Genomic DNA, 18,886 nt, shown 5'->3' with positions numbered 1-18,886 from the left:
CTAGATTTACTTCATAGTCCCCGTACTGAACGGTTGTTGTCCCATGAACTTCTTTTGTAATATGTGCAATTAAATTCTCAGTTAAGCTCATGATATCTTTGTAATCCGCATAAGCTTCATACAACTCAATCATCGTAAACTCTGGATTATGACGTGTTGAGACACCTTCATTACGGAAGACTCGTCCAATTTCATAAACCTTCTCCATGCCGCCTACGATCAGACGTTTCAGATGAAGCTCAATTGCAATACGCATATATAGCTCCATATCAAGTGCGTTATGATGCGTAATAAACGGTCGAGCCGATGCCCCACCTGGAATAGAGTGCATTGTTGGTGTTTCTACTTCTAAGTATCCACGGTCATCTAAGTAACGACGCATAGATTGAAGAATTCTACTGCGGGTTACAAATGTATCTCGGCTCTCAGGGCTCATAATCAAGTCAAGGTAACGCTGACGGTAGCGCTGCTCAATATCTTTCAAACCATGAAACTTCTCTGGAAGCGGTCGAAGAGATTTCGAAAGCAGTTGGAATTCGTTTGCCTTAACAGACAATTCCCCAACCTTCGTTTTGAACATTTCACCTTTAATCCCTACAATGTCGCCGATATCTGCGCTTTGGAACACTTCGTATTGTTCTTCACCAACGCGGTCTTTTCGTACATATATTTGAATTTGTCCTTTTAAATCTTGAATATGAGCAAAGCCTGCTTTTCCTTTTCCACGCTTTGTCATAATACGGCCGGCAATAATTGTTTCGGCACCTTTTTCATCTAATTCTTCTTTTGAAAACTGATCATATTCTTCACGCAGCTGTGCTGTGTTATGAGTACGATCAAAGCGTTTGCCGAACGGATCAATTCCTGCATCGCGTAAAGTCTGCAACTTTTCACGGCGAACTCGCATTAAGTCATTTAATTCTTCGTGACTCATGTCATCATCTCCAAACCTTAATATTTGTATGTGTGATATCTATTTCATCAGAATCGACAACATCGTACAATATAAAACACTTCAAATAATAAGAATACGCAAAAATCCGAACAGATTCAACTAGTGGATGCGTGTAAAATAAGAAAAACTGCCAGCAATCGCTGACAGTTTCTCTCCTTAATGCTTAAAATCATACAGCTGCTTGAGCTTTCGCTTCTACTTCTGCTACATAGTTATCCAGAAGATTTGAAATTTCCTCACGCGTATTGCATTCATTAATTGCCTTGCGCACTTTCGCAGTACGTGGCAAACCTTTTAAATACCACGCTGCATGCTTACGCATTTCCATTACTGCTACTTTCTCATTCTTCAATTCAATTAGTCTGTCCATGTGAAGCTTACACACTTTAATCTTTTCGCGTGCGGACGGTTCGCCAATTAATTCACCTGTTTCAAGATACTTTACTGTACGATAAATCATCCACGGGTTACCAAGCGCCGCCCGACCAATCATTACACCGTCGCAGCCAGTTGTTTGAAGCATACGTTCGGCATCTTCAGGTGTTTGAACGTCACCATTACCGATAACCGGGATATTAACCGCTTGTTTCACTTGCTTGATGATATCCCAATCAGCTTGCCCTTCATACATTTGTACACGTGTTCGGCCGTGCAAAGCAACCGCTTGTCCTCCAGCCCGTTCAACAGCACGTGCATTTTCAATTGCATAAATTGTGTTCTCATCCCAGCCAGAACGCATCTTCACTGTTACTGGCATATCAACCGCATCTACAACCGCTGATACTAATTCATAGATTTTCTCAGGTTGCAGCAACCATCTTGCTCCTGCATCACACTTTGTGATTTTCGGAACAGGACAGCCCATATTAATATCAATGATATCTGCTGTTGTATTTTGTTCAACGAATTTTGCCGCTTCTACAAGTGAATCTTTTTCACCGCCGAAGATTTGCAAGCTTAACGGTTTTTCACGCTCATCAATGTAAAGCATGCCCATCGTTTTTTGATTTTTATATAAAATCGCTTTATCACTAACCATCTCGGCGCACACAAGCCCCGCTCCAAACTCCTTCACCGTTAGACGAAAAGCCGAATTACACACGCCCGCCATTGGTGCAAGCACCACCGGATTCTTCATTTCAATATCTCCGATTTTGAGCATGGTCGTCACCTCTTTCACTATTTAAACTTTATGAAAGGAAATATGAGAACTACTTTGCCAAATCCTCATTCCTTCCATACTTTCATTTATCTCATGGCTTTGTAGGTACTCGTTCACATTCTCATCAGCCACTTCCATAAGCGGCACCATCACGAAGTTTCTCTCCATCATTCGTGGATGGGGAACAATTAACTGTTCTGTTTCAATATTTTCACGGTCAAATAGTAAAATGTCAAGGTCCAACGTGCGTGGACCCCAGCGAATATCTCTTACACGTCCGCATTCAACTTCGATTCTCTGTGTAATTTGTAATAATTTAACCGCTGGCAAATCTGTCTGTACCCGAACTACCATATTCAAAAATTGTGGCTGATCCGTATAACCGACAGGCTCTGTTTCATAGATTGAGGAAGTCGCATTGATTGTAATTGATGAATGCTCAGATAGCATCTGAAGCGCTAATAATAGATTTTCTTCACGATTTCCAACATTAGAACCGAGGGCAATGTAAGCAAGATGCTTCATCAACGTTCCCTCGTCATTTCGATTGCTACAGAATCATAGTGACCAGGGATCGGCGGATCAGGCTTAATTACTTTCACTGTAACCTTCTGTACAATTGAAAATGTGATAAATAATTGCTGCGCAATCTCTTCAGTCACTGTTTCAACTAAATCACGTGGCGTACCTTCTACAATAGCTTTGACTACTTCATAGGCCTTGCCATAATCAACGGTTTTCTCCAGATTGTCTGTCTGTGCAGCTGGTTTCAAGTCCAATTCCAGCACTAAATCTACATAAAAACGCTGTCCAAGCTTCTTCTCTTCAGCAAAAACTCCATGATATCCCCAAAACTGCATACGGTTCATATAAATCTTATCCATTTGCTTGCACCTTCTTTCCAAGCATTGCATCCATCATCAACGTCATCCGCTTTATTTCTTTCACATCATGCACACGTACAAACTGACAGCCCCGCTCAATGCCAAGGCAAACAGTCGCTCCCGTTCCTTCCATCCGCTCTTCCACTGGTAAATCAAGTGTCAATCCAATAAATGATTTTCTCGATGTACCTAAGAGGAGCGGATAACCAAGCTCATTCAATTCCTCTAGACGGCGCATAGCCTTAATATTATGTTCGTACGTCTTCGCAAAACCAATACCCGGATCAAGGATAATCTTTTCATCCTTCACACCAGCACGCTTTACAATTGCAATGCTTTCTTGAAGGTCCATTTTCATATCGTCGATTAAATCACCATAGTTTTTGTTTCCCCTGTTATGCATAAGAATAATCGGCACTTGGTAATGGGCAGCTACCTGAGCCATTTGCGGATCCGCCTTTGCCCCCCAAACATCATTAATAATATGGGCGCCTGCTTCAAGTGCATGTTTTGCAGTCTCCGCTTTATACGTGTCGATTGAAATCGGTACATCAACTGCTTCTTTGATCGCTTTAATGATTGGTACTACACGAGCAATTTCCTCCTCTTCGCTAACCGTCTCCGCTCCCGGCCTTGTTGACTCGCCTCCGATATCGATTAGGTCAGCTCCATCTTGGACCATCTGTTTTGCATGCTGGACTGCTCTTTCTATTTCATTAAAATTACCGCCATCCGAGAATGAATCAGGTGTCACATTTAAAATACCCATTACATAGGTCTTTTCCTGTAAATTCCATGAATAATGCCCAAATTGAAGTTGATGATACTTTAAATCCGCCAAACGATGTTCACCTCTTTTAACCAAGTTCATTTATACGCTCTAAATTGTGAGTGTGCTTCTTATAATCATTTATTAAAGATGGAACCACTCGTTCATTTAAAAACCGCACATCTTCTATACCGTTAAGAGGAACGATTTCCTGAATTGAATTTGTTACAAATGCCTCATCAGCATCTAGTAACTTCTCAATTGGGTAGAAGCCTTCTTCTATTTTGATTCCTCGTTTTTTAGCAAGTGCCATAACCCACTTACGAGTTATCCCATCCAAAATTCCAGTCTCAACAGCTGGTGTATAGAGCACCCCATTCTTTACCCAAAAAATATTCGAAACAATACCTTCTGCTACATAACCTTCCGCTGTTAAAAAAATTCCTTCAGTATGAGATTGCTTCCCAATCTCCTGCTTCGCAAGAATATTATTCAGGTAGTGGTGTGATTTCAATCTAATTTCCGATTCAGGTGTATTTCGTACTGTTCGTAATATTTTTCCCTGCTTAGCAGGAAATACCCCTTCATTCGGCAGCTTTTTCATCAAAATCATCATTGTCGGCTCTTCATAAGTCCCTACTTGTAAGCCGAGATCTCCTACACCTGCTGAAATATTTAAACGAACATAAGCATCTTGCAAGTCGTTCGCAGCAAGTAACTCAGTAAGAATGGAATGGATATCTTCTCGATTTATTTCTAAGTTAATATTCATCACACCCAAACCATGCTGTAAACGCTGAAGATGGTCATCCAACAAAAATGGATGACCATCATACATGCGAAATGTTTCAAACAACCCGAGACCGTACATATATCCGTGATCAAATGGCGAAATGACTGCTTCCTCTTTTCTTACAATGTTTCCATTTAAGTAGAGATACATTGTTCTTCACCATATTTCTTAATAAAGTTTGCAAGTAACTGTTTCCCAAGATTGGTCATAATGGACTCAGGGTGAAATTGCACACCTTCTACTGGTAAGGCTTTATGACGAATTCCCATGATTTCGCCTTCATCTGTCCATGATGTAATCTCAAAGCAATCAGGCAGTGTCTCTCGTTTGACTATAAGAGAATGATACCGAGTTGCGGTAAATGGATTACTTAACCCTTCATAGATCGTTCTGCCGTCATGATTCATTTCTGATGTTTTCCCATGCATAAGACGTTCTGCACGTACAACATCTCCACCAAACACCTGTGCTATTGATTGGTGACCAAGACACACCCCGAAAATCGGTATTTCCCCGGAAAACTCACGAATGGCATCCATGCTGATGCCTGCTTCATTCGGAGAACAAGGGCCCGGTGAAATCATCAAAAATCGCGGGTTCAGTTCTCGAATCTCTTCAATCGTAATCTCATCATTTCGCTTTACCACAAGCTCTTGACCAAGCTCTCCTAAATATTGGACTAGATTAAATGTAAAAGAATCATAATTATCAATCATTAAAATCATTCTCCACTCACCTCTACTCGACTTTTTTCCATAAGCTCTTCTTCACTCAACTCTTTCGCTCTCCATAATGCCTTTGCCTTCTTCAAAGATTCCTTATATTCAGCTGATGGAATTGAATCAATGACAATACCTGCCCCTGCTTGAACGTGGGCAAGACCATCCTTGGCAATTAATGTCCGAATGACAATATTCAGCTCCATCTCTCCATCAAAGCCTATCCAGCCAATTGACCCTGTATATATGCCGCGCCTTACTGATTCAAGTTCTTCGATAATTTCCATTGTGCGCACTTTTGGAGCACCTGTAATCGTACCTCCAGGGAAAACCGCTTCAATGACATCATAGGAATCCTTCCCCTCAGCAAGTGTACCGCATACATTTGAGACGATATGCATCACATGTGAATACTTTTCGATGACCATAAACTCATCAACATGAACACTTCCAAATTCAGAAACCCTGCCTAAGTCATTTCGTTCTAGATCAACAAGCATTACATGTTCAGCTCGTTCTTTTTCATTATGAATCAACTCTGCTGCTAACGCTTCATCTTCCGCTTCATCTTTACCCCGGGAACGCGTTCCTGCTATCGGCCGGGTCGAAAGGTGCCTTCCCTTCTTCTTGACAAGCAACTCAGGAGAAGCGGAAACAATTTGCATATCATCAAAATGCAAATACCCCATGTAAGGCGATGGATTTAACTCGCGTAATTTTTCGTAAATATGCTGTGACGAAGTCTTTAGTGGGCGGGTTTCCCGTACAGCTAAATTCACTTGAAACACATCGCCTGCCGAAATATACGCTTGCACCTTTCGTACCGCTTGTTCAAATGCCTCTTGTGAAAAGGAACGACTCGCTTCTCCATTTTGATTGCGAAGCTGACAATCAGCAGCCTTAACTTCTTCACTTCTCCAAATGGATTCATAAGCTTCTAACCGATTATATGCTGCTTGTTCATTCATGACTTTATCATTGGTCATCAGCCATAGTACTTTTTCTACATGATCATAAACAAAGACGTCATTAAAAACTAGAAAATACAAATCAGGCGTATTCAAGTCATCTTCAGCTGAATTAGGAAGTTTCTCCACATAGCGGGCATAATCGTAGCTAATAAAGCCGACCGCACCACCGCGGAAGTCAGGAAATTCAGGATGGGATTCAGATTGATATTGCTGCATCCATTCCCGCATACAATGGAGCGGGTTACCCTGTTGAACCTCCGTGCCACTGCTTGTAGTTATAGATAGAGAGTTATCTTTCCCCTTTAACACAGCGAACGGTTCAAGAGCTGCGATGCTGTATCTTCCTGCACGGCCGCTTTCTAATAAGATATGCTTAGATTTACTTGCTGATAAGCTTTGATATTGCTTAAACCATTTTGCCTCATCATAAGGAATTTTTTTCGCAAATGTTCTACGTTGTTTCTGCATCTGTTGCGGCATCTCATTCACACTCCAAGAAGACTGTTGATCTTATTTTACACCATGTGTATATTCCTATCACCCTTTATTACTAGAAACTTTAACGAGATTTAACTCTGTTAAAAAGCAGCTGTTGATTCCCGCTCCAGGTACACGCTTTCTGCGGGGCAGGCGGCGCTCCTGCGAGGCCTCACCTTTCCTTTTTCAACAGACAAAAAAGACAGTTCTGTAATAGAACTGCCTTCAAATGCTTATTCTTCATCAAATTGGTAAAGAGGTGTACTGAGATATCGCTCACCATTACTTGGAATGATCGCTAATACTTTCTTTCCCTTTCCAAGCTTCTTCGCTACTTTTAATGCTGCAGCAATTGCCGCTCCAGAAGAGATACCGCCTAGAATACCTTCTTCACGTGCAGCACGTCGAGCATATTCAAACGCTTCTTCATTTTCGATTGTAAGAATTTCATCATACACGTCTGTGTTTAATGTTTTCGGAACAAACCCAGCACCAATTCCTTGAATCTTATGTGGTCCTGGCTTTCCTCCTGATAATACTGGTGAATCAGAAGGCTCTACAGCATAGATTTGAAGGTCTGAGTACTTTTCTTTCAACACTTCACCAGCCCCTGTAATTGTGCCGCCCGTACCGATACCAGAGATAAATGCATCAAGCTGTTCACCCATTTGTTCAGCGATCTCTTTTCCAGTCGTTTGACGGTGAATTTCAGGGTTTGCTTCATTTTGGAATTGCTGTGGCATGAAGTAACCATTTTCTTTAGAAAGTTCCTCTGCCTTTTGAATAGCACCTTTCATTCCTTCTGCCCCCGGCGTTAAAACAAGCTTCGCCCCATATGCACGAAGAAGGTTACGGCGTTCCATACTCATCGTATCAGGCATCACTAAAATAGCTTTTAAGCCTTTAGCAGCAGCCACCATCGCAAGCCCGATTCCAGTGTTTCCACTTGTTGGCTCAATAATCGTGTCGCCTTCCTTTAATTTACCTTCAGTTATAGCAGCTTCAATCATCGATAAAGCAATTCGATCTTTCACACTGCTTCCAGGATTCATAAATTCAAGCTTCAAGTAAACATCTGCATCATTCTCACCCGTTAGACGATTCAACTTCACCACTGGCGTCTGTCCAATTAAATCAATAATAGAGTTTCCAACACGCATTTATCTCACCCCTAAAACCAAGTATTTTTATCAGCTTAATATATTATATAATGTAGCAAGCTATAAGGTGATTGTCAATTATTATAATTATTCAGCTGCTTTCCAATACAGAACACGGAAGCAAAATTATGCTTCCGCTTGTTTTAACAATTCTTCTAGTTCATCTTTTGTAAGGTGATATTGTTCTGCACAGAAATGACATGTCGCTTCTGCTTTTCCGTCTTCTTCAATCATTTCCTTTAATTCTTTTTTCCCGAGGCTGATAAATGCATTCTCCACTCGTTCCTTTGAACAGTGGCAGCTAAATTCGACTGAATGCTTATCAAGAATTTTGATATTCTCCTCACCAAGTAATTGATTAAGAATTTCCTCTGGAGAAAGTCCTTGCTCAATCAACTTCGAAATTGGTGGAATTGCCTGAATACGTTTTTCAATAAAGGAAATAACCTCTTCCTCCGTGCCCGGCATTAATTGAATAATAAAACCACCAGCAGCAAGGATCGAGTTGTCAGGGTTTACAAGTACACCAACACCTACAGAAGACGGGACTTGCTCTGAGGTTACAAAATAATAAGTGAAATCCTCACCAAGCTCCCCTGATACAAGCGGCACTTGACCTGTAAAATGATCACGCATACCGAGGTCTTTCACAATCGAAAGAAAACCGTTTGTACCTACCGCACGAGCAACATCTAACTTCCCATGATCATTTAAATCAAAATGAACTTCTGGATTGCTTACATAGCCTCGTACCTCACCTTTTGCATTACTATCTACAATAATAGCGCCGATTGGTCCGCCGCCTTCAATTTTCACTGTTAATTTATCTTCACCTTTTAGCATTGAGCCCATCATAACGCCTGCTGTCATGGCACGACCAATTGCTGCAGATGCAGTCGGCCAAGTGCGATGACGCCGTTGTGCTTCTCCTACGGTTTTTGTCGTATCCACCGCATATGCACGAACCTGCCCATCAAATGCCAATGCTTTAATTAAATAATCCGACATGGATGCTCTCCTCTCTTTAGATGCTTAGCTTATTTCGGGTGTAAATTAAATGTAATCCTTTTAATGTTAAAAACGGATCAACATGATCGATAATATCAGATTCTCTAGCAATTAATGAAGCCAAACCACCTGTAGCAATAACTTTCGGTTCTACATCAGATTGTGCTTTCATCCGAGATACGATGCCTTCAACTTGTCCAACATAACCATATAGAATACCTGCTTGCATAGCATGTACGGTATTTTTCCCAACAATTCCATCTGGGCGTGTAATTTCAACTCGTGGTAGCTTAGACGCTTTTTCATATAATGCCTCAGTCGAAATGTTAATACCCGGCGCAATAGCACCACCCATATATTGTTTGTTATCATCTACGTAACAATATGTCGTTGCAGTACCAAAATCAACGATCACTAACGGACTGCCATATTGGTGAATCCCTGCTACCGCATTTACAATCCTGTCGGCTCCAACTTCGCGTGGGTTTTCATATTTAATATTTAAGCCTGTTTTAATTCCAGGGCCTACAATCATTGGTGGTATACAGAAATATTTTTCACACATTCTTTCAAGTGCAAACATAATCGGTGGGACAACTGAAGAAATAATAATGCCATCGATTTCCGAAAAAAGTAAGTCTTCATGTTCAAATAATGCTTTAATCGTCATCGCATATTCATCTTCTGTTTTATTTCTTCTCGTTTCAATCCGCCAATGGTATTTTAATTCTTCCCCTTCATAAACCCCTAAAACTGTATTTGTATTCCCTACGTCTAATACAAAAATCATTACTCATCACCCGTTTTTTTTATTTCTTGTCGTATGTTCTGTAATCGTTTCCTTCCTCATCATATCATAATTTTTACCTTTCGAAAGAGTGAAAAGCAGGTGACAAGGGGGAACTTTCCAGATAATAAATTACTGAAAAAAGGATGCCCCAGCTTGGGCATCCTTTTTTGTTTATTCTTTATCTTTATTTTCAGCGTCATCTTCATTATTTTCTCTTTTGTTAATGTTAACTTTTACATCTTCATTGTTTGATGGTGTTGCTTCCGGGTCAATTACAGGACGCTCAGGAAGTGTGCCATGGTCAAACAAGTGCTTGATTTGTTCTGCATCAAGCGTTTCTACTTCAAGCAACGTTTTTGCAATCTTTTCATGCTGCTCTTTATGAGTAGTAAGAATGTCTTTTGCTTTTTCGTAACATTCTTTAATGATGCGCTGAATTTCCATATCGATTTCATGAGCAATTGCATCACTATAGTTCTGCTCACTGTTAATGTCACGGCCTAAGAATACTTGACCTTGTGATTGACCAAATTGAAGCGGACCAAGCTTTTCGCTCATTCCAAATTCAGTAACCATTCGTCGTGCAATGTTCGTTGCACGTTGGAAGTCGTTATGAGCACCTGTACTTACTTCACCAAGCACAAGCTCCTCAGCTACACGCCCACCTAATAGACCAGTGATTTTGTCGAGTAGTTCTGGCTTCGTTTGGAAATACCGATCTTCTTTTGGAAGCATAACGGCATATCCTCCAGCTTGACCACGCGGCACGATGGTTACTTTATGTACCATATCAGCCTCATCAAGCACCATACCAATTATTGTATGACCAGCCTCATGGTAAGCCACGATATTACGCTCTTTCTCTGAAACAACACGGCTTTTCTTAGCTGGACCTGCGATAACACGGTCAATAGCCTCTTCCACATCGTCCATCGCGATATTCTTGCGATCTCCACGAGCAGCTACAAGCGCCGCTTCATTGAGTAAGTTTTCTAAGTCTGCACCAGAGAATCCTGGTGTACGCATTGCAATTGTTTTTAAGTTCACATCTTCTGCAAGAGGTTTGTTTCTTGCATGTACCTTAAGAACTTCTTCACGTCCTTTAACATCTGGGCGATTAACCGTAATTTGACGGTCGAAGCGTCCTGGACGAAGCAATGCAGGGTCCAAGATATCTGGACGGTTTGTTGCAGCAATGATGATGATTCCTTCATTTGCGCCGAATCCATCCATTTCAACAAGCAACTGGTTCAAAGTTTGCTCACGTTCATCGTGTCCACCGCCAAGACCTGCACCACGTTGACGACCAACGGCATCAATTTCATCAATGAAAATGATACAAGGCGCATTTTTCTTAGCATTTTCAAATAGGTCACGTACACGAGACGCACCGACACCGACAAACATCTCAACAAAGTCTGAACCACTGATTGAGAAAAACGGTACACCGGCTTCACCAGCTACTGCACGAGCTAACAATGTCTTACCAGTACCAGGAGGACCAACAAGTAAGACACCCTTTGGAATACGAGCTCCTACTGCCGAGAACTTGCGAGGGTCTTTCAAGAAGTCAACCACTTCAACAAGCTCTTGTTTTTCCTCATCTGCACCTGCTACATCTTTAAAGCGTACTTTCTTCTTCTCTTCATTGTATAACTTGGCCTTACTCTTACCAAAGTTCATCACACGACTTCCGCCGCCTTGAGCTTGGTTAAGCAAGAAGAAGAATAAGATAAAGATAATGATAAATGGAATAATCGAGGTGAAGAATGTCACCCATCCACTTGTTTCTTCAGCCGGTTGCATTTCGGCCTTCACACCAGATGATTGAAGCAATTCATTAATACGCTCAGTTTGCGGCACATAAGTCAAGAAAGTCTGGTCCTCTTCATAAGAACTCAGCTTACCTTGAATTTCATATACGTTCCGCTCTGGCTTTACAGTGATAGATGAAACGTCACCTTGTTCTAAAGCTGACTGAAATTCATCATATGTCAATGTTTCGGTCTGTTGATTGCTTCCGTTAAAAAAGCTGACAACGCCGATCACAACTAGAAAGATCAGCAAATAAAAAATTGTATTTCGGAAGATACGATTCATTTCTTGCCTCCTCCCACGAACGAACAAACTATTTTAAATGGTACCATATATTCGTAAGCGTGCACAACAAATTAGTTTTCGTAAATTTCAGGTTTTAGCACACCGATATATGGCAGGTTACGATAACGCTCTGCATAATCTAATCCATAACCAACAACAAATGCATCTGGCACTTCAAAACAAACAGAATCTGCTTTAATATCGACTTTACGTCCAGTAGGTTTATCCAAAAGTGTCACAATCTTAATTGAGTTCGCTTTACGATAACGCAATAAGTCAACAAGATAACTTAGTGTTAACCCACTATCAATAATGTCTTCGATAATTAATATGTCTCTTCCCTCTACAGATGTATCCAAATCTTTAATAATTTTTACTTCGCCTGAGGAAACTGTTGATTTTCCGTAGCTAGATACATCCATAAAATCCATTTCAAGGTGAATGTCCATGCGTTTTAGCAAATCAGCCATAAATGGCATTGCACCTTTTAATACGCCAACCGCAAGTGGAAAACGGTCCTTATACTCTTCAGATAGCACCTGAGCTGTTTCCTTTACCTTTTGTTGAAGTTCTTCCTCTGAAATGAGTACCTCTTTAATATCATCATGCATTTTTCTACGTTCCTCCTAAATCTATTCCTTAAGCTGAATATGAAATTTTTCCATGGTGCCTTTAAACCCTCTTATGAGAGCGAAATACTAACACATATGCACTCTTGCTGGCTGCTATGTATAAAGTCATATGCCTTTCTAATTTCAGGTATCCAAATAATTCTGCCTGTATAATCAGAAACAATCGGCCAATTATCTCGTTCAAGCCGGGAAACCTTTGCATCAATGAAGATTCGACTGACTTTCTTCTTACTCCCGTCTTTAAAGATTTCCATTTTGTCACCTTGCTTACGGTTACGTACAATTAATGGAAAAACAACAGAATCTTTTGGGAGCTGCAACACCTCATCAGCTGAATCGAAAGTAAGGTCCTTTGTAGAATCAAATGCTGTTATTTCAAAAGCATCCTCTTCCTTAATTCGGCCTGGCACCGACAGCTCATGATAGAAATTTACTTGCTTTTCTATATGAAATGTCATTATACATCTATCATAAGTGCGGATAATCCGCAAATGATACGGCAGCATTAGTTCACCTGAAGGATGTTCTTGCCTGCATAAGGTTAAAATATCTTCAATATGTATTGATGTATATACCCCCGAATCCTTAGGGTAAAGATATTTTAATATTAGATGAATAGCCCTTCTTTGTAAAGGAACGGAAAGCATTCCAAATGCATTAATGTCGAAAATACATCTTTCAGTTGTTTTTTCAATAAGCACGCCTTGCATTTTCTCCTGAGTTAACTCGTTTAAAAAAGCATCCTCCGCCTCTATTACTTCACTTATGTACTGAATATTACGGTGTACCTTCGGGTTTTCTTCTTTCAAAAATGGAAGCAATGTTTTGCGGAAACGATTACGTGTATAAACGGGTTTCTCATTACTCGGGTCACGACGTGGTTGAAGCTTCATTTTCTTACAGTACTCTTCAATTTCATCTTTTGATAAAGGAAGAAAAGGCCGAATAATTTCACCAGTGGCAAATGGTCTTCGCACAGGCATCCCTTTCAAAGAACTCACATTGCCTCTAGCCATTTTCATGAAAACAGTCTCCACTTGGTCATCCCCATGATGAGCAAGGGCAAGCTTATCAGCATCATATCTATGCATAATCTTTTCATACAATTGATAACGACACTTTCTGGCAGCTTCTTGAGCATTTAAGTGGTATTTTTTCTGATAAGCAGGTACATCAATTTTTTCAGTGACAATAGGTATATCGATCGAGTCACAAAAATGTTTCACAAATATGCAATCTTTTTCTGCTTCTTCTCCTCGGAACATATGATTCAAGTGTACAGCAACAAGATATAAGTTCCTTTTCTCCTTGAGCTCATATAAATAGTGAAGCAATGCCAAAGAATCTGGACCGCCTGAGAGCCCAACTATGATTGTTTCTCCATCGTTAATCAAATGATGTTTTTCTATAAATGTTTTAACGAGGTCATTCATCCAATGTCAGCCCTTTTCTCTTAACAGAAAAACACGATGATTTCTTCTTCCACACCTTAAAGTACTAGCAGAGCCTTGAAATTCCTAAGTTACTTATGGTTCGAAGTTCCTTTCAAGCTTAACAGTACCAAGGTACAGCCCTAATGCCTGATATTGCTTTTATAATGGTAATTATATTCATCCTACCACTTCTTTTTCACATTGTGCAAAAAGAATAACCTTAAAATCTTAAAACATCATGAACATTTTGTTAACTACCTTCACCCTTTTCCAATTACTGTATAGGGTTTTGAAAATAAAGATATAAAAAGTAAAACGCAAACAACAAAATTGTTATAAAAGCTGTCTCATAAATTCCTTTTGATTTTCTGGTTACCACTGTGGTTTGGGCCATTGTAGTTGGCGGTTTCTTTGCTTTTGTTGCCTTTTTTTCTGGCGGCTTGCGTGTTGTTCGAGCAGACAGTTGATTAAGGGGTTTCATTAACTCTGCTTTCATTTCTTCTGCTGAACGATATTTTCCTTCTAAAGCCCTTATAAGGACATGCCGGTACTTTGTAAGGAAGGGGTGACGACGAATACGTTCCTCTAACTGTAAGATTCCTTGTCCATCCTTCTTACACTGGCTTCCATATGCTAATTCGATAAAAATCATCGCTACTGCAAATAAATCATAAGAAGGCTCAGCTTTCCGTGTTCCAAGCCCCCAATAGCCACGGTCATAATACTCTGTATACTCCTTGATAGAGCGTCCGATCCTCGTCGTTCCTCCAACATCAAACCAACGTATACAAGGGGGCGGACCTGAAACAAGTAAATTGTCAGGCTTCAAATCTCCAAATACCCAGCCCGTTTTGTGAAGTTTATCTAATTCACTTAATAACTGAATTGTTAACACAACAATCCATTCTGAACCACGTAATTGGATGAATTCGAGCAGCTCTCTACCTTTCACATATTCCATCACATAAAAAGGAGTAGTCTCACGTTTGCCCGGTACAACCCAATCATCTACATCCAGCAAAGAAGGCCCAAGGGAAGACCCCTGGACCTGGGAAAGTGATTTAAGCACATTGACTTCCGATGTAATTGCCATACAATTCTCGCTAAGCTTTAAGGCAACAAACTTACGATTATACTGAGCTAAATAAACAACACCTGTTGCTCCGTAACCTAACTGTTTAATAATTTTGTATGAGCGTCGGTGCCACTTCCCTTGAATAACCTCACCTGGCTGAATATTAAAATCCGGCTTCTTCGAAGTATTCATCATCACGTGAAATCAAACTCCTCAATGAGCGTTTTTTCTTAAAGTGAGACATGGCAGTCTGAAGAGCTGGACCAGTCGGTGTTATCCCACCAGACGAAAGTTTAGGGAAAATGGATGAAATGGACTCCATTCTCGGCGTCCAATCAAGTAACTTGTCCACCTCCTGTCTTTTCCCGGGAAATGTGAACACAGAGAAAAGATTTTCTCCCATGCGAGCATTTAAGCTAATTGATAAATCAAGCAATGCTTCCTTCACAGTTGGCAGCTTATCACGCATACTTGCACTTGTATCTACTAAGATAAGAACTTCTAGGTTAATCGTTTCTCCTAACTCATCGACTACTTCCATCACTTCCCCACGTTTCTCAGGCGGCAGGTCTTCCATCGATGTTTGCTTTCCAAGGATTTGTTTCAATTCATTGTTTACAACTCCTTGAAGAGTTTGTGTCATTGCTTTCCTTGTTACCATTTGGACAGTCTGGGAAAGCATTTGTGCGTATACGACTTGACTAATTCCACCTCCACTTGAAGCAATATCTTCTATTTCCCGCTTACCTTGTTCACTTACATCATCATCTTGCATTACCCCGATAACATTGACCGTAATTCCTTGTTCTTTTGCTAACGCCGCGATAGCGACTGGGTCTTCACCTTGATTGGAGCATCCGTCAGTAATCAATAAAATTTGTTTCAATGTTCCTTTCTTCAACTTAGCTCCCTCCTTTTGATTACTACCATCATTGGCAGAAACTGTTGGAATTATACCTTTACAAAGAGGGAACAAGCTGAATTTTGCTAAAGTGCTTTTTCGTAATAAGTCGGGATTGGCGCCCACTTTGGAGTATTATGTTCAATCCTCGCCACAACTACCGTCATATCATCTGCAATTTGTCCGCTCGTTCGTACAACCTCCTCTAAGATTAAATCTGCTATTTCCTGTGGATCTTTTGTTTCGAACTCCCGTATTTTCCGTTTCATCCAAATATCATAATTCTCTACGTCACGTGGCCCTTCAAAAATACCATCGCTCATCATTATTAGCAGATCTCCAGCTTTTAATTGCTCACTAACAACATCAACCTCCATATCTTGAATAATGCCAATCGGGAGATTTCCAGCCTCCACTTTCATAACTCGCTCCCCTCGTTTTATAAAGCTTGGAGATGAACCAATTTTCAGAAATTTAGCGGTAGCATCTTGCAAATCAATCATCGCCAAATCCAATGTTGAAAAGATTTCATCCGTTGTGCGCAGTGATAGTATTGAATTGACTGATTTAATTGCTACTTGCTCATCTATTCCTGATTGAAGAATTCTCTGTAATAGCTTTAATGTCTCATGACTTTCCATATGTGCTCGTTCACCATTTCCCATTCCATCACTAATCGCTAATGCATATTTACTGCTGCCGATCTCTACTAATGAATAACTGTCACCTGAAACAAAGGCGCCTCCCTTCGCCGCTGTCGCAACTCCCGTATCTACGACAAATGCTTTCGATGATGAAAAAACAACATGGCAATAGCCATTTGGATATGAAGCACATTCCTCCTTCTTTACAATAATTGTTTCACCTAATATATCTGAAAGCATTGGAGCAATGACCTTCTCACACTCTCCATTGCCATTACAATATGGAATACTCATCTCGATGTCGACATTTCCTTTTACTAAGGTAAAGATCTCTACATGGCCGATCTCTATACCCATTTTCCCAAGTGCCTCTAGAATTTGTTCCTCTTGGTTTTGTAAGTTTTCACGCTCCTTTTGGATTTCCTTTGCGAAATCACCCATTACTTGTGATACACCAAGCAGCTGTTCTGCAACAAGCCGTCTGCTCTCCATTACTTGCTGCTTTAGTTTTTGATTTGCTTGGTAGAAGGAATATTGCTGATAAATCGTATCTACAACTTTCTTTGGATATTTACAATGTTGACGCCATTCATAATCTAAACGATGATTTGGCGCGTTTGCATTATTTTCTGCTTCCTGCATAATTTGCAGCATGTAGTCATATGTTTTATTAAAGTTCTTCTGCCAGCAAGCATGTTTTCGAAAGCAGCTTTGGCAAGTCTTCTCAGTCACATTGCTTAGAAAATAATCAATCTCTTTCGTTTCGTCTTCCTCTTCTTCAGATATAATACCTTGCTGCTGAAAGCTATTTGATAATGTCTGAAACAGCGTAGAGAACTGTTCCACTCTTTTCGCAGTGGAATCCCTTATTCTTCGTAAATATTGTTGCTGTTCCTTTCGATGCTCTTCTGTTCCAGGAATATACCGTTCAACTCTAGCAAACAGCTTCTTGGGCGTCATTAAGAAGAGGGCAAGTGCAATAAGTGATTCAAATAAAGTTGGTGTAAAAGCATACAGGTTCTCACCATATAAACCAATTAGTAGGGTTCCTATTAACAGTCCCGCACTCACTCCTACCTTCCTTCCATCCTTCAGAAGACCTCCGAGTAAACCTGAGAAGGCAAGCAAGCTCATTTGATAAAGACTGGCAACATCAGCAAGACTTAGGATGAGGCCAATTACAACTCCAACAGTGGACCCGATGGCAGCCCCCCCGGCGAGTGCAAAGACAACAACAAGATAACGAGCGAAAATATGTTCAACGGATAGGTCATAGATTGACCAGCCGATTGTTCCTGTAAGAACAGAGGCACATAAAATCATCAAACAAATCATTTCTTCATGTTTTAATGCTTTTTTGCGTTTTTGAGGAGAAATAAGCGGAATACTCTGAATAAAGATCATTGTAAGAATAAATCCAAGTCCAGCTTCTACAGCTGACATCATATAATCATAATTCGTAATATTTCCTGTTAAAAAGTAAGTAAAGCTTATCCTAGTAGCGGCAGCTGCGATTAATACGGTGGCGGGCACAATCTTTAACACATCGTAACTAAACCTCGATATAATCGCATGACAGAGAAAGAACATGACGATTAAGGCCGATATGTATGCCGTATGAATCCAAGACTGTGAGATTGAACCAACAATTACTGCTAATGCTGCCCAGCCTGACTTTTCCCTTTTCATCATTAGGACAGCTGCAAAGAACGGAAGTGCAAATGGCGTAAGTTGATTAAGAATCATTGCTCGTCCAAGCAAAAAGCCGACACACAATAATACAAGGTCAGAATTCAAAATGTTTCTCTCGATCGAACTCTTTACCTTGTCCACCATATGAATCCCCGAGAACTGCAATCGATGAATCGCCCCAACTTCTTTTTCAATTTTTTGCATTACCCTAGCACCACCTAATATTTTTTGTTGTGTTCATTAAACCACACGAAAAATTAAGATTTTGTCAAAATCACAGGTGTGTGCCAATAAATCGTTCGACGCTATTCTAAGCGAGATGCCAAAAATACCACTTTCTTTGACGTGATTTTTGAGTTCTTCTTCCTAACCCTAATGTATTAAGCAATTTCAAGCAGTGAATTGTTGAAACTTGCATTGTATATTTTGAAAAGAAAGCTTGCTAAGCTAACAAAGTCGAAAGAAAAAGAAATGCGAACAAGAAAAGACAAAAAAGGTTGCACCGAGTAAATCGATGCAACCTTTTTTGTCTTTCATGATGACCCGTACGGGATTCGAACCCGTGTTACCGCCGTGAAAGGGCGGTGTCTTAACCACTTGACCAACGGGCCATAATAATGGTAGCGGCGGAGGGAGTCGAACCCACGACCTCACGGGTATGAACCGTACGCTCTAGCCAGCTGAGCTACACCGCCATCATGTAAAATAATTTGACACAAAA

Annotated in this window: 17 protein-coding genes and 2 tRNA genes (1 of these 19 cut by a window edge); all 19 read right to left on the bottom strand. The window is 40.5% G+C overall.

All coding sequences use genetic code 11. The features are described from left to right. Positions 1-934, bottom strand: partial view of a lysine--tRNA ligase gene (gene lysS, locus LC040_17145; GenBank protein ID WLR50930.1) — the 5' portion only. 554 nt of this gene lie to the left of the window's left edge; 934 of the gene's 1,488 nt are visible here — the first part of the coding sequence; its start codon is at positions 932-934; its stop codon lies beyond the left edge, outside the window. Positions 935-1,124: 190 nt separating this feature from the next. Then, positions 1,125-2,117, bottom strand: a complete 993-nt coding sequence (gene dusB / locus LC040_17140; protein WLR50929.1) for a tRNA dihydrouridine synthase DusB — start codon at positions 2,115-2,117, stop codon at positions 1,125-1,127. A gap of 21 nt (positions 2,118-2,138) precedes the next feature. Next, positions 2,139-2,642: a 2-amino-4-hydroxy-6-hydroxymethyldihydropteridine diphosphokinase gene (gene folK / locus LC040_17135; GenBank protein ID WLR50928.1), complete on the bottom strand. Its 504-nt coding sequence runs from the start codon at positions 2,640-2,642 to the stop codon at positions 2,139-2,141. Beyond that, a complete protein-coding gene (folB, locus tag LC040_17130; GenBank protein WLR50927.1) occupies positions 2,642-3,001 on the bottom strand; it encodes a dihydroneopterin aldolase in 360 nt (119 codons plus the stop codon). Before folB ends, folK begins: the two co-directional genes overlap by 1 nt. Continuing rightward, on the bottom strand, positions 2,994-3,842 hold the full coding sequence (gene folP / locus LC040_17125) for a dihydropteroate synthase (GenBank protein WLR50926.1): 849 nt from the start codon (positions 3,840-3,842) through the stop codon (positions 2,994-2,996). The genes folB and folP overlap by 8 nt, the downstream gene beginning before the upstream one ends. Positions 3,843-3,858: 16 nt before the next feature. Beyond that, positions 3,859-4,713, bottom strand: a complete 855-nt coding sequence (gene pabC / locus LC040_17120) for an aminodeoxychorismate lyase (GenBank protein WLR50925.1) — start codon at positions 4,711-4,713, stop codon at positions 3,859-3,861. Beyond that, positions 4,698-5,288 carry an aminodeoxychorismate/anthranilate synthase component II gene (gene pabA, locus LC040_17115; protein WLR50924.1) on the bottom strand — a complete coding sequence of 197 codons (591 nt, stop codon included), beginning with the start codon at positions 5,286-5,288 and terminating at the stop codon, positions 4,698-4,700. Before pabA ends, pabC begins: the two co-directional genes overlap by 16 nt. Continuing rightward, complete coding sequence (gene pabB, locus LC040_17110) at positions 5,285-6,721, bottom strand: aminodeoxychorismate synthase, component I (protein WLR53327.1); 1,437 nt, start codon at positions 6,719-6,721, stop codon at positions 5,285-5,287. The genes pabA and pabB overlap by 4 nt, the downstream gene beginning before the upstream one ends. 242 nt (positions 6,722-6,963) lie before the next feature. Then, entirely contained in the window at positions 6,964-7,890 is a 927-nt protein-coding gene (gene cysK, locus LC040_17105) for a cysteine synthase A (protein WLR50923.1), read from the bottom strand. 126 nt (positions 7,891-8,016) lie between these two features. After that, the gene (hslO, locus tag LC040_17100; GenBank protein WLR50922.1) at positions 8,017-8,898 is read right to left on the bottom strand and encodes an Hsp33 family molecular chaperone HslO; all 882 of its coding nucleotides are present in this window, start codon (positions 8,896-8,898) and stop codon (positions 8,017-8,019) included. 16 nt (positions 8,899-8,914) lie between these two features. Further along, positions 8,915-9,688 (bottom strand): type III pantothenate kinase, encoded by a 774-nt coding sequence (locus LC040_17095; GenBank protein WLR50921.1) that lies wholly within the window; start codon positions 9,686-9,688, stop codon positions 8,915-8,917. Positions 9,689-9,859: 171 nt separating this feature from the next. Next, positions 9,860-11,788, bottom strand: coding sequence for an ATP-dependent zinc metalloprotease FtsH (gene ftsH, locus LC040_17090; protein WLR50920.1), 1,929 nt, complete (start codon positions 11,786-11,788; stop codon positions 9,860-9,862). Positions 11,789-11,859: 71 nt separating this feature from the next. Beyond that, positions 11,860-12,399, bottom strand: a complete 540-nt coding sequence (gene hpt / locus LC040_17085; GenBank protein ID WLR50919.1) for a hypoxanthine phosphoribosyltransferase — start codon at positions 12,397-12,399, stop codon at positions 11,860-11,862. Between the two features lie 71 nt (positions 12,400-12,470). Continuing rightward, positions 12,471-13,853: a tRNA lysidine(34) synthetase TilS gene (gene tilS, locus LC040_17080; protein WLR50918.1), complete on the bottom strand. Its 1,383-nt coding sequence runs from the start codon at positions 13,851-13,853 to the stop codon at positions 12,471-12,473. A gap of 274 nt (positions 13,854-14,127) precedes the next feature. Further along, positions 14,128-15,123 carry a protein kinase family protein gene (locus LC040_17075; GenBank protein WLR53326.1) on the bottom strand — a complete coding sequence of 332 codons (996 nt, stop codon included), beginning with the start codon at positions 15,121-15,123 and terminating at the stop codon, positions 14,128-14,130. Next, the gene (locus tag LC040_17070) at positions 15,092-15,829 is read right to left on the bottom strand and encodes a VWA domain-containing protein (protein WLR50917.1); all 738 of its coding nucleotides are present in this window, start codon (positions 15,827-15,829) and stop codon (positions 15,092-15,094) included. Before LC040_17070 ends, LC040_17075 begins: the two co-directional genes overlap by 32 nt. Positions 15,830-15,915: 86 nt before the next feature. Next, a complete protein-coding gene (gene spoIIE, locus LC040_17065) occupies positions 15,916-18,309 on the bottom strand; it encodes a stage II sporulation protein E (protein WLR53325.1) in 2,394 nt (797 codons plus the stop codon). Positions 18,310-18,704: 395 nt separating this feature from the next. After that, a tRNA-Glu gene (locus LC040_17060) sits at positions 18,705-18,776 on the bottom strand. Between the two features lie 7 nt (positions 18,777-18,783). Next, positions 18,784-18,860, bottom strand: a tRNA-Met gene (locus tag LC040_17055). Positions 18,861-18,886: the final 26 nt, after the last annotated feature.

Source organism: Bacillus tianshenii (genome assembly GCA_020524525.2).
In the GTDB taxonomy this organism is placed as follows: domain Bacteria; phylum Bacillota; class Bacilli; order Bacillales; family Bacillaceae_N; genus Bacillus_AV.
This window is presented reverse-complemented; position numbering and strand designations above follow the sequence as displayed.

Bases quoted from the DNA above. Each gene is read 5' to 3' on its own strand.
- folK (WLR50928.1), bottom strand. From the start codon at position 2,642: ATGAAGCATCTTGCTTACATTGCCCTCGGTTCTAATGTTGGAAATCGT.
- pabC (WLR50925.1), bottom strand. From the start codon at position 4,713: ATGTATCTCTACTTAAATGGAAACATTGTAAGAAAAGAGGAAGCAGTC.
- folB (WLR50927.1), bottom strand. From the start codon at position 3,001: ATGGATAAGATTTATATGAACCGTATGCAGTTTTGGGGATATCATGGA.
- dusB (WLR50929.1), bottom strand. From the start codon at position 2,117: ATGCTCAAAATCGGAGATATTGAAATGAAGAATCCGGTGGTGCTTGCA.
- LC040_17075 (WLR53326.1), bottom strand. From the start codon at position 15,123: ATGATGAATACTTCGAAGAAGCCGGATTTTAATATTCAGCCAGGTGAG.
- pabB (WLR53327.1), bottom strand. From the start codon at position 6,721: ATGCAGAAACAACGTAGAACATTTGCGAAAAAAATTCCTTATGATGAG.
- tilS (WLR50918.1), bottom strand. From the start codon at position 13,853: ATGAATGACCTCGTTAAAACATTTATAGAAAAACATCATTTGATTAAC.
- ftsH (WLR50920.1), bottom strand. From the start codon at position 11,788: ATGAATCGTATCTTCCGAAATACAATTTTTTATTTGCTGATCTTTCTA.
- LC040_17095 (WLR50921.1), bottom strand. From the start codon at position 9,688: ATGATTTTTGTATTAGACGTAGGGAATACAAATACAGTTTTAGGGGTT.
- spoIIE (WLR53325.1), bottom strand. From the start codon at position 18,309: ATGGTGGACAAGGTAAAGAGTTCGATCGAGAGAAACATTTTGAATTCT.
- cysK (WLR50923.1), bottom strand. From the start codon at position 7,890: ATGCGTGTTGGAAACTCTATTATTGATTTAATTGGACAGACGCCAGTG.
- pabA (WLR50924.1), bottom strand. From the start codon at position 5,288: ATGATTTTAATGATTGATAATTATGATTCTTTTACATTTAATCTAGTC.
- hpt (WLR50919.1), bottom strand. From the start codon at position 12,399: ATGCATGATGATATTAAAGAGGTACTCATTTCAGAGGAAGAACTTCAA.
- hslO (WLR50922.1), bottom strand. From the start codon at position 8,898: ATGTCGGATTATTTAATTAAAGCATTGGCATTTGATGGGCAGGTTCGT.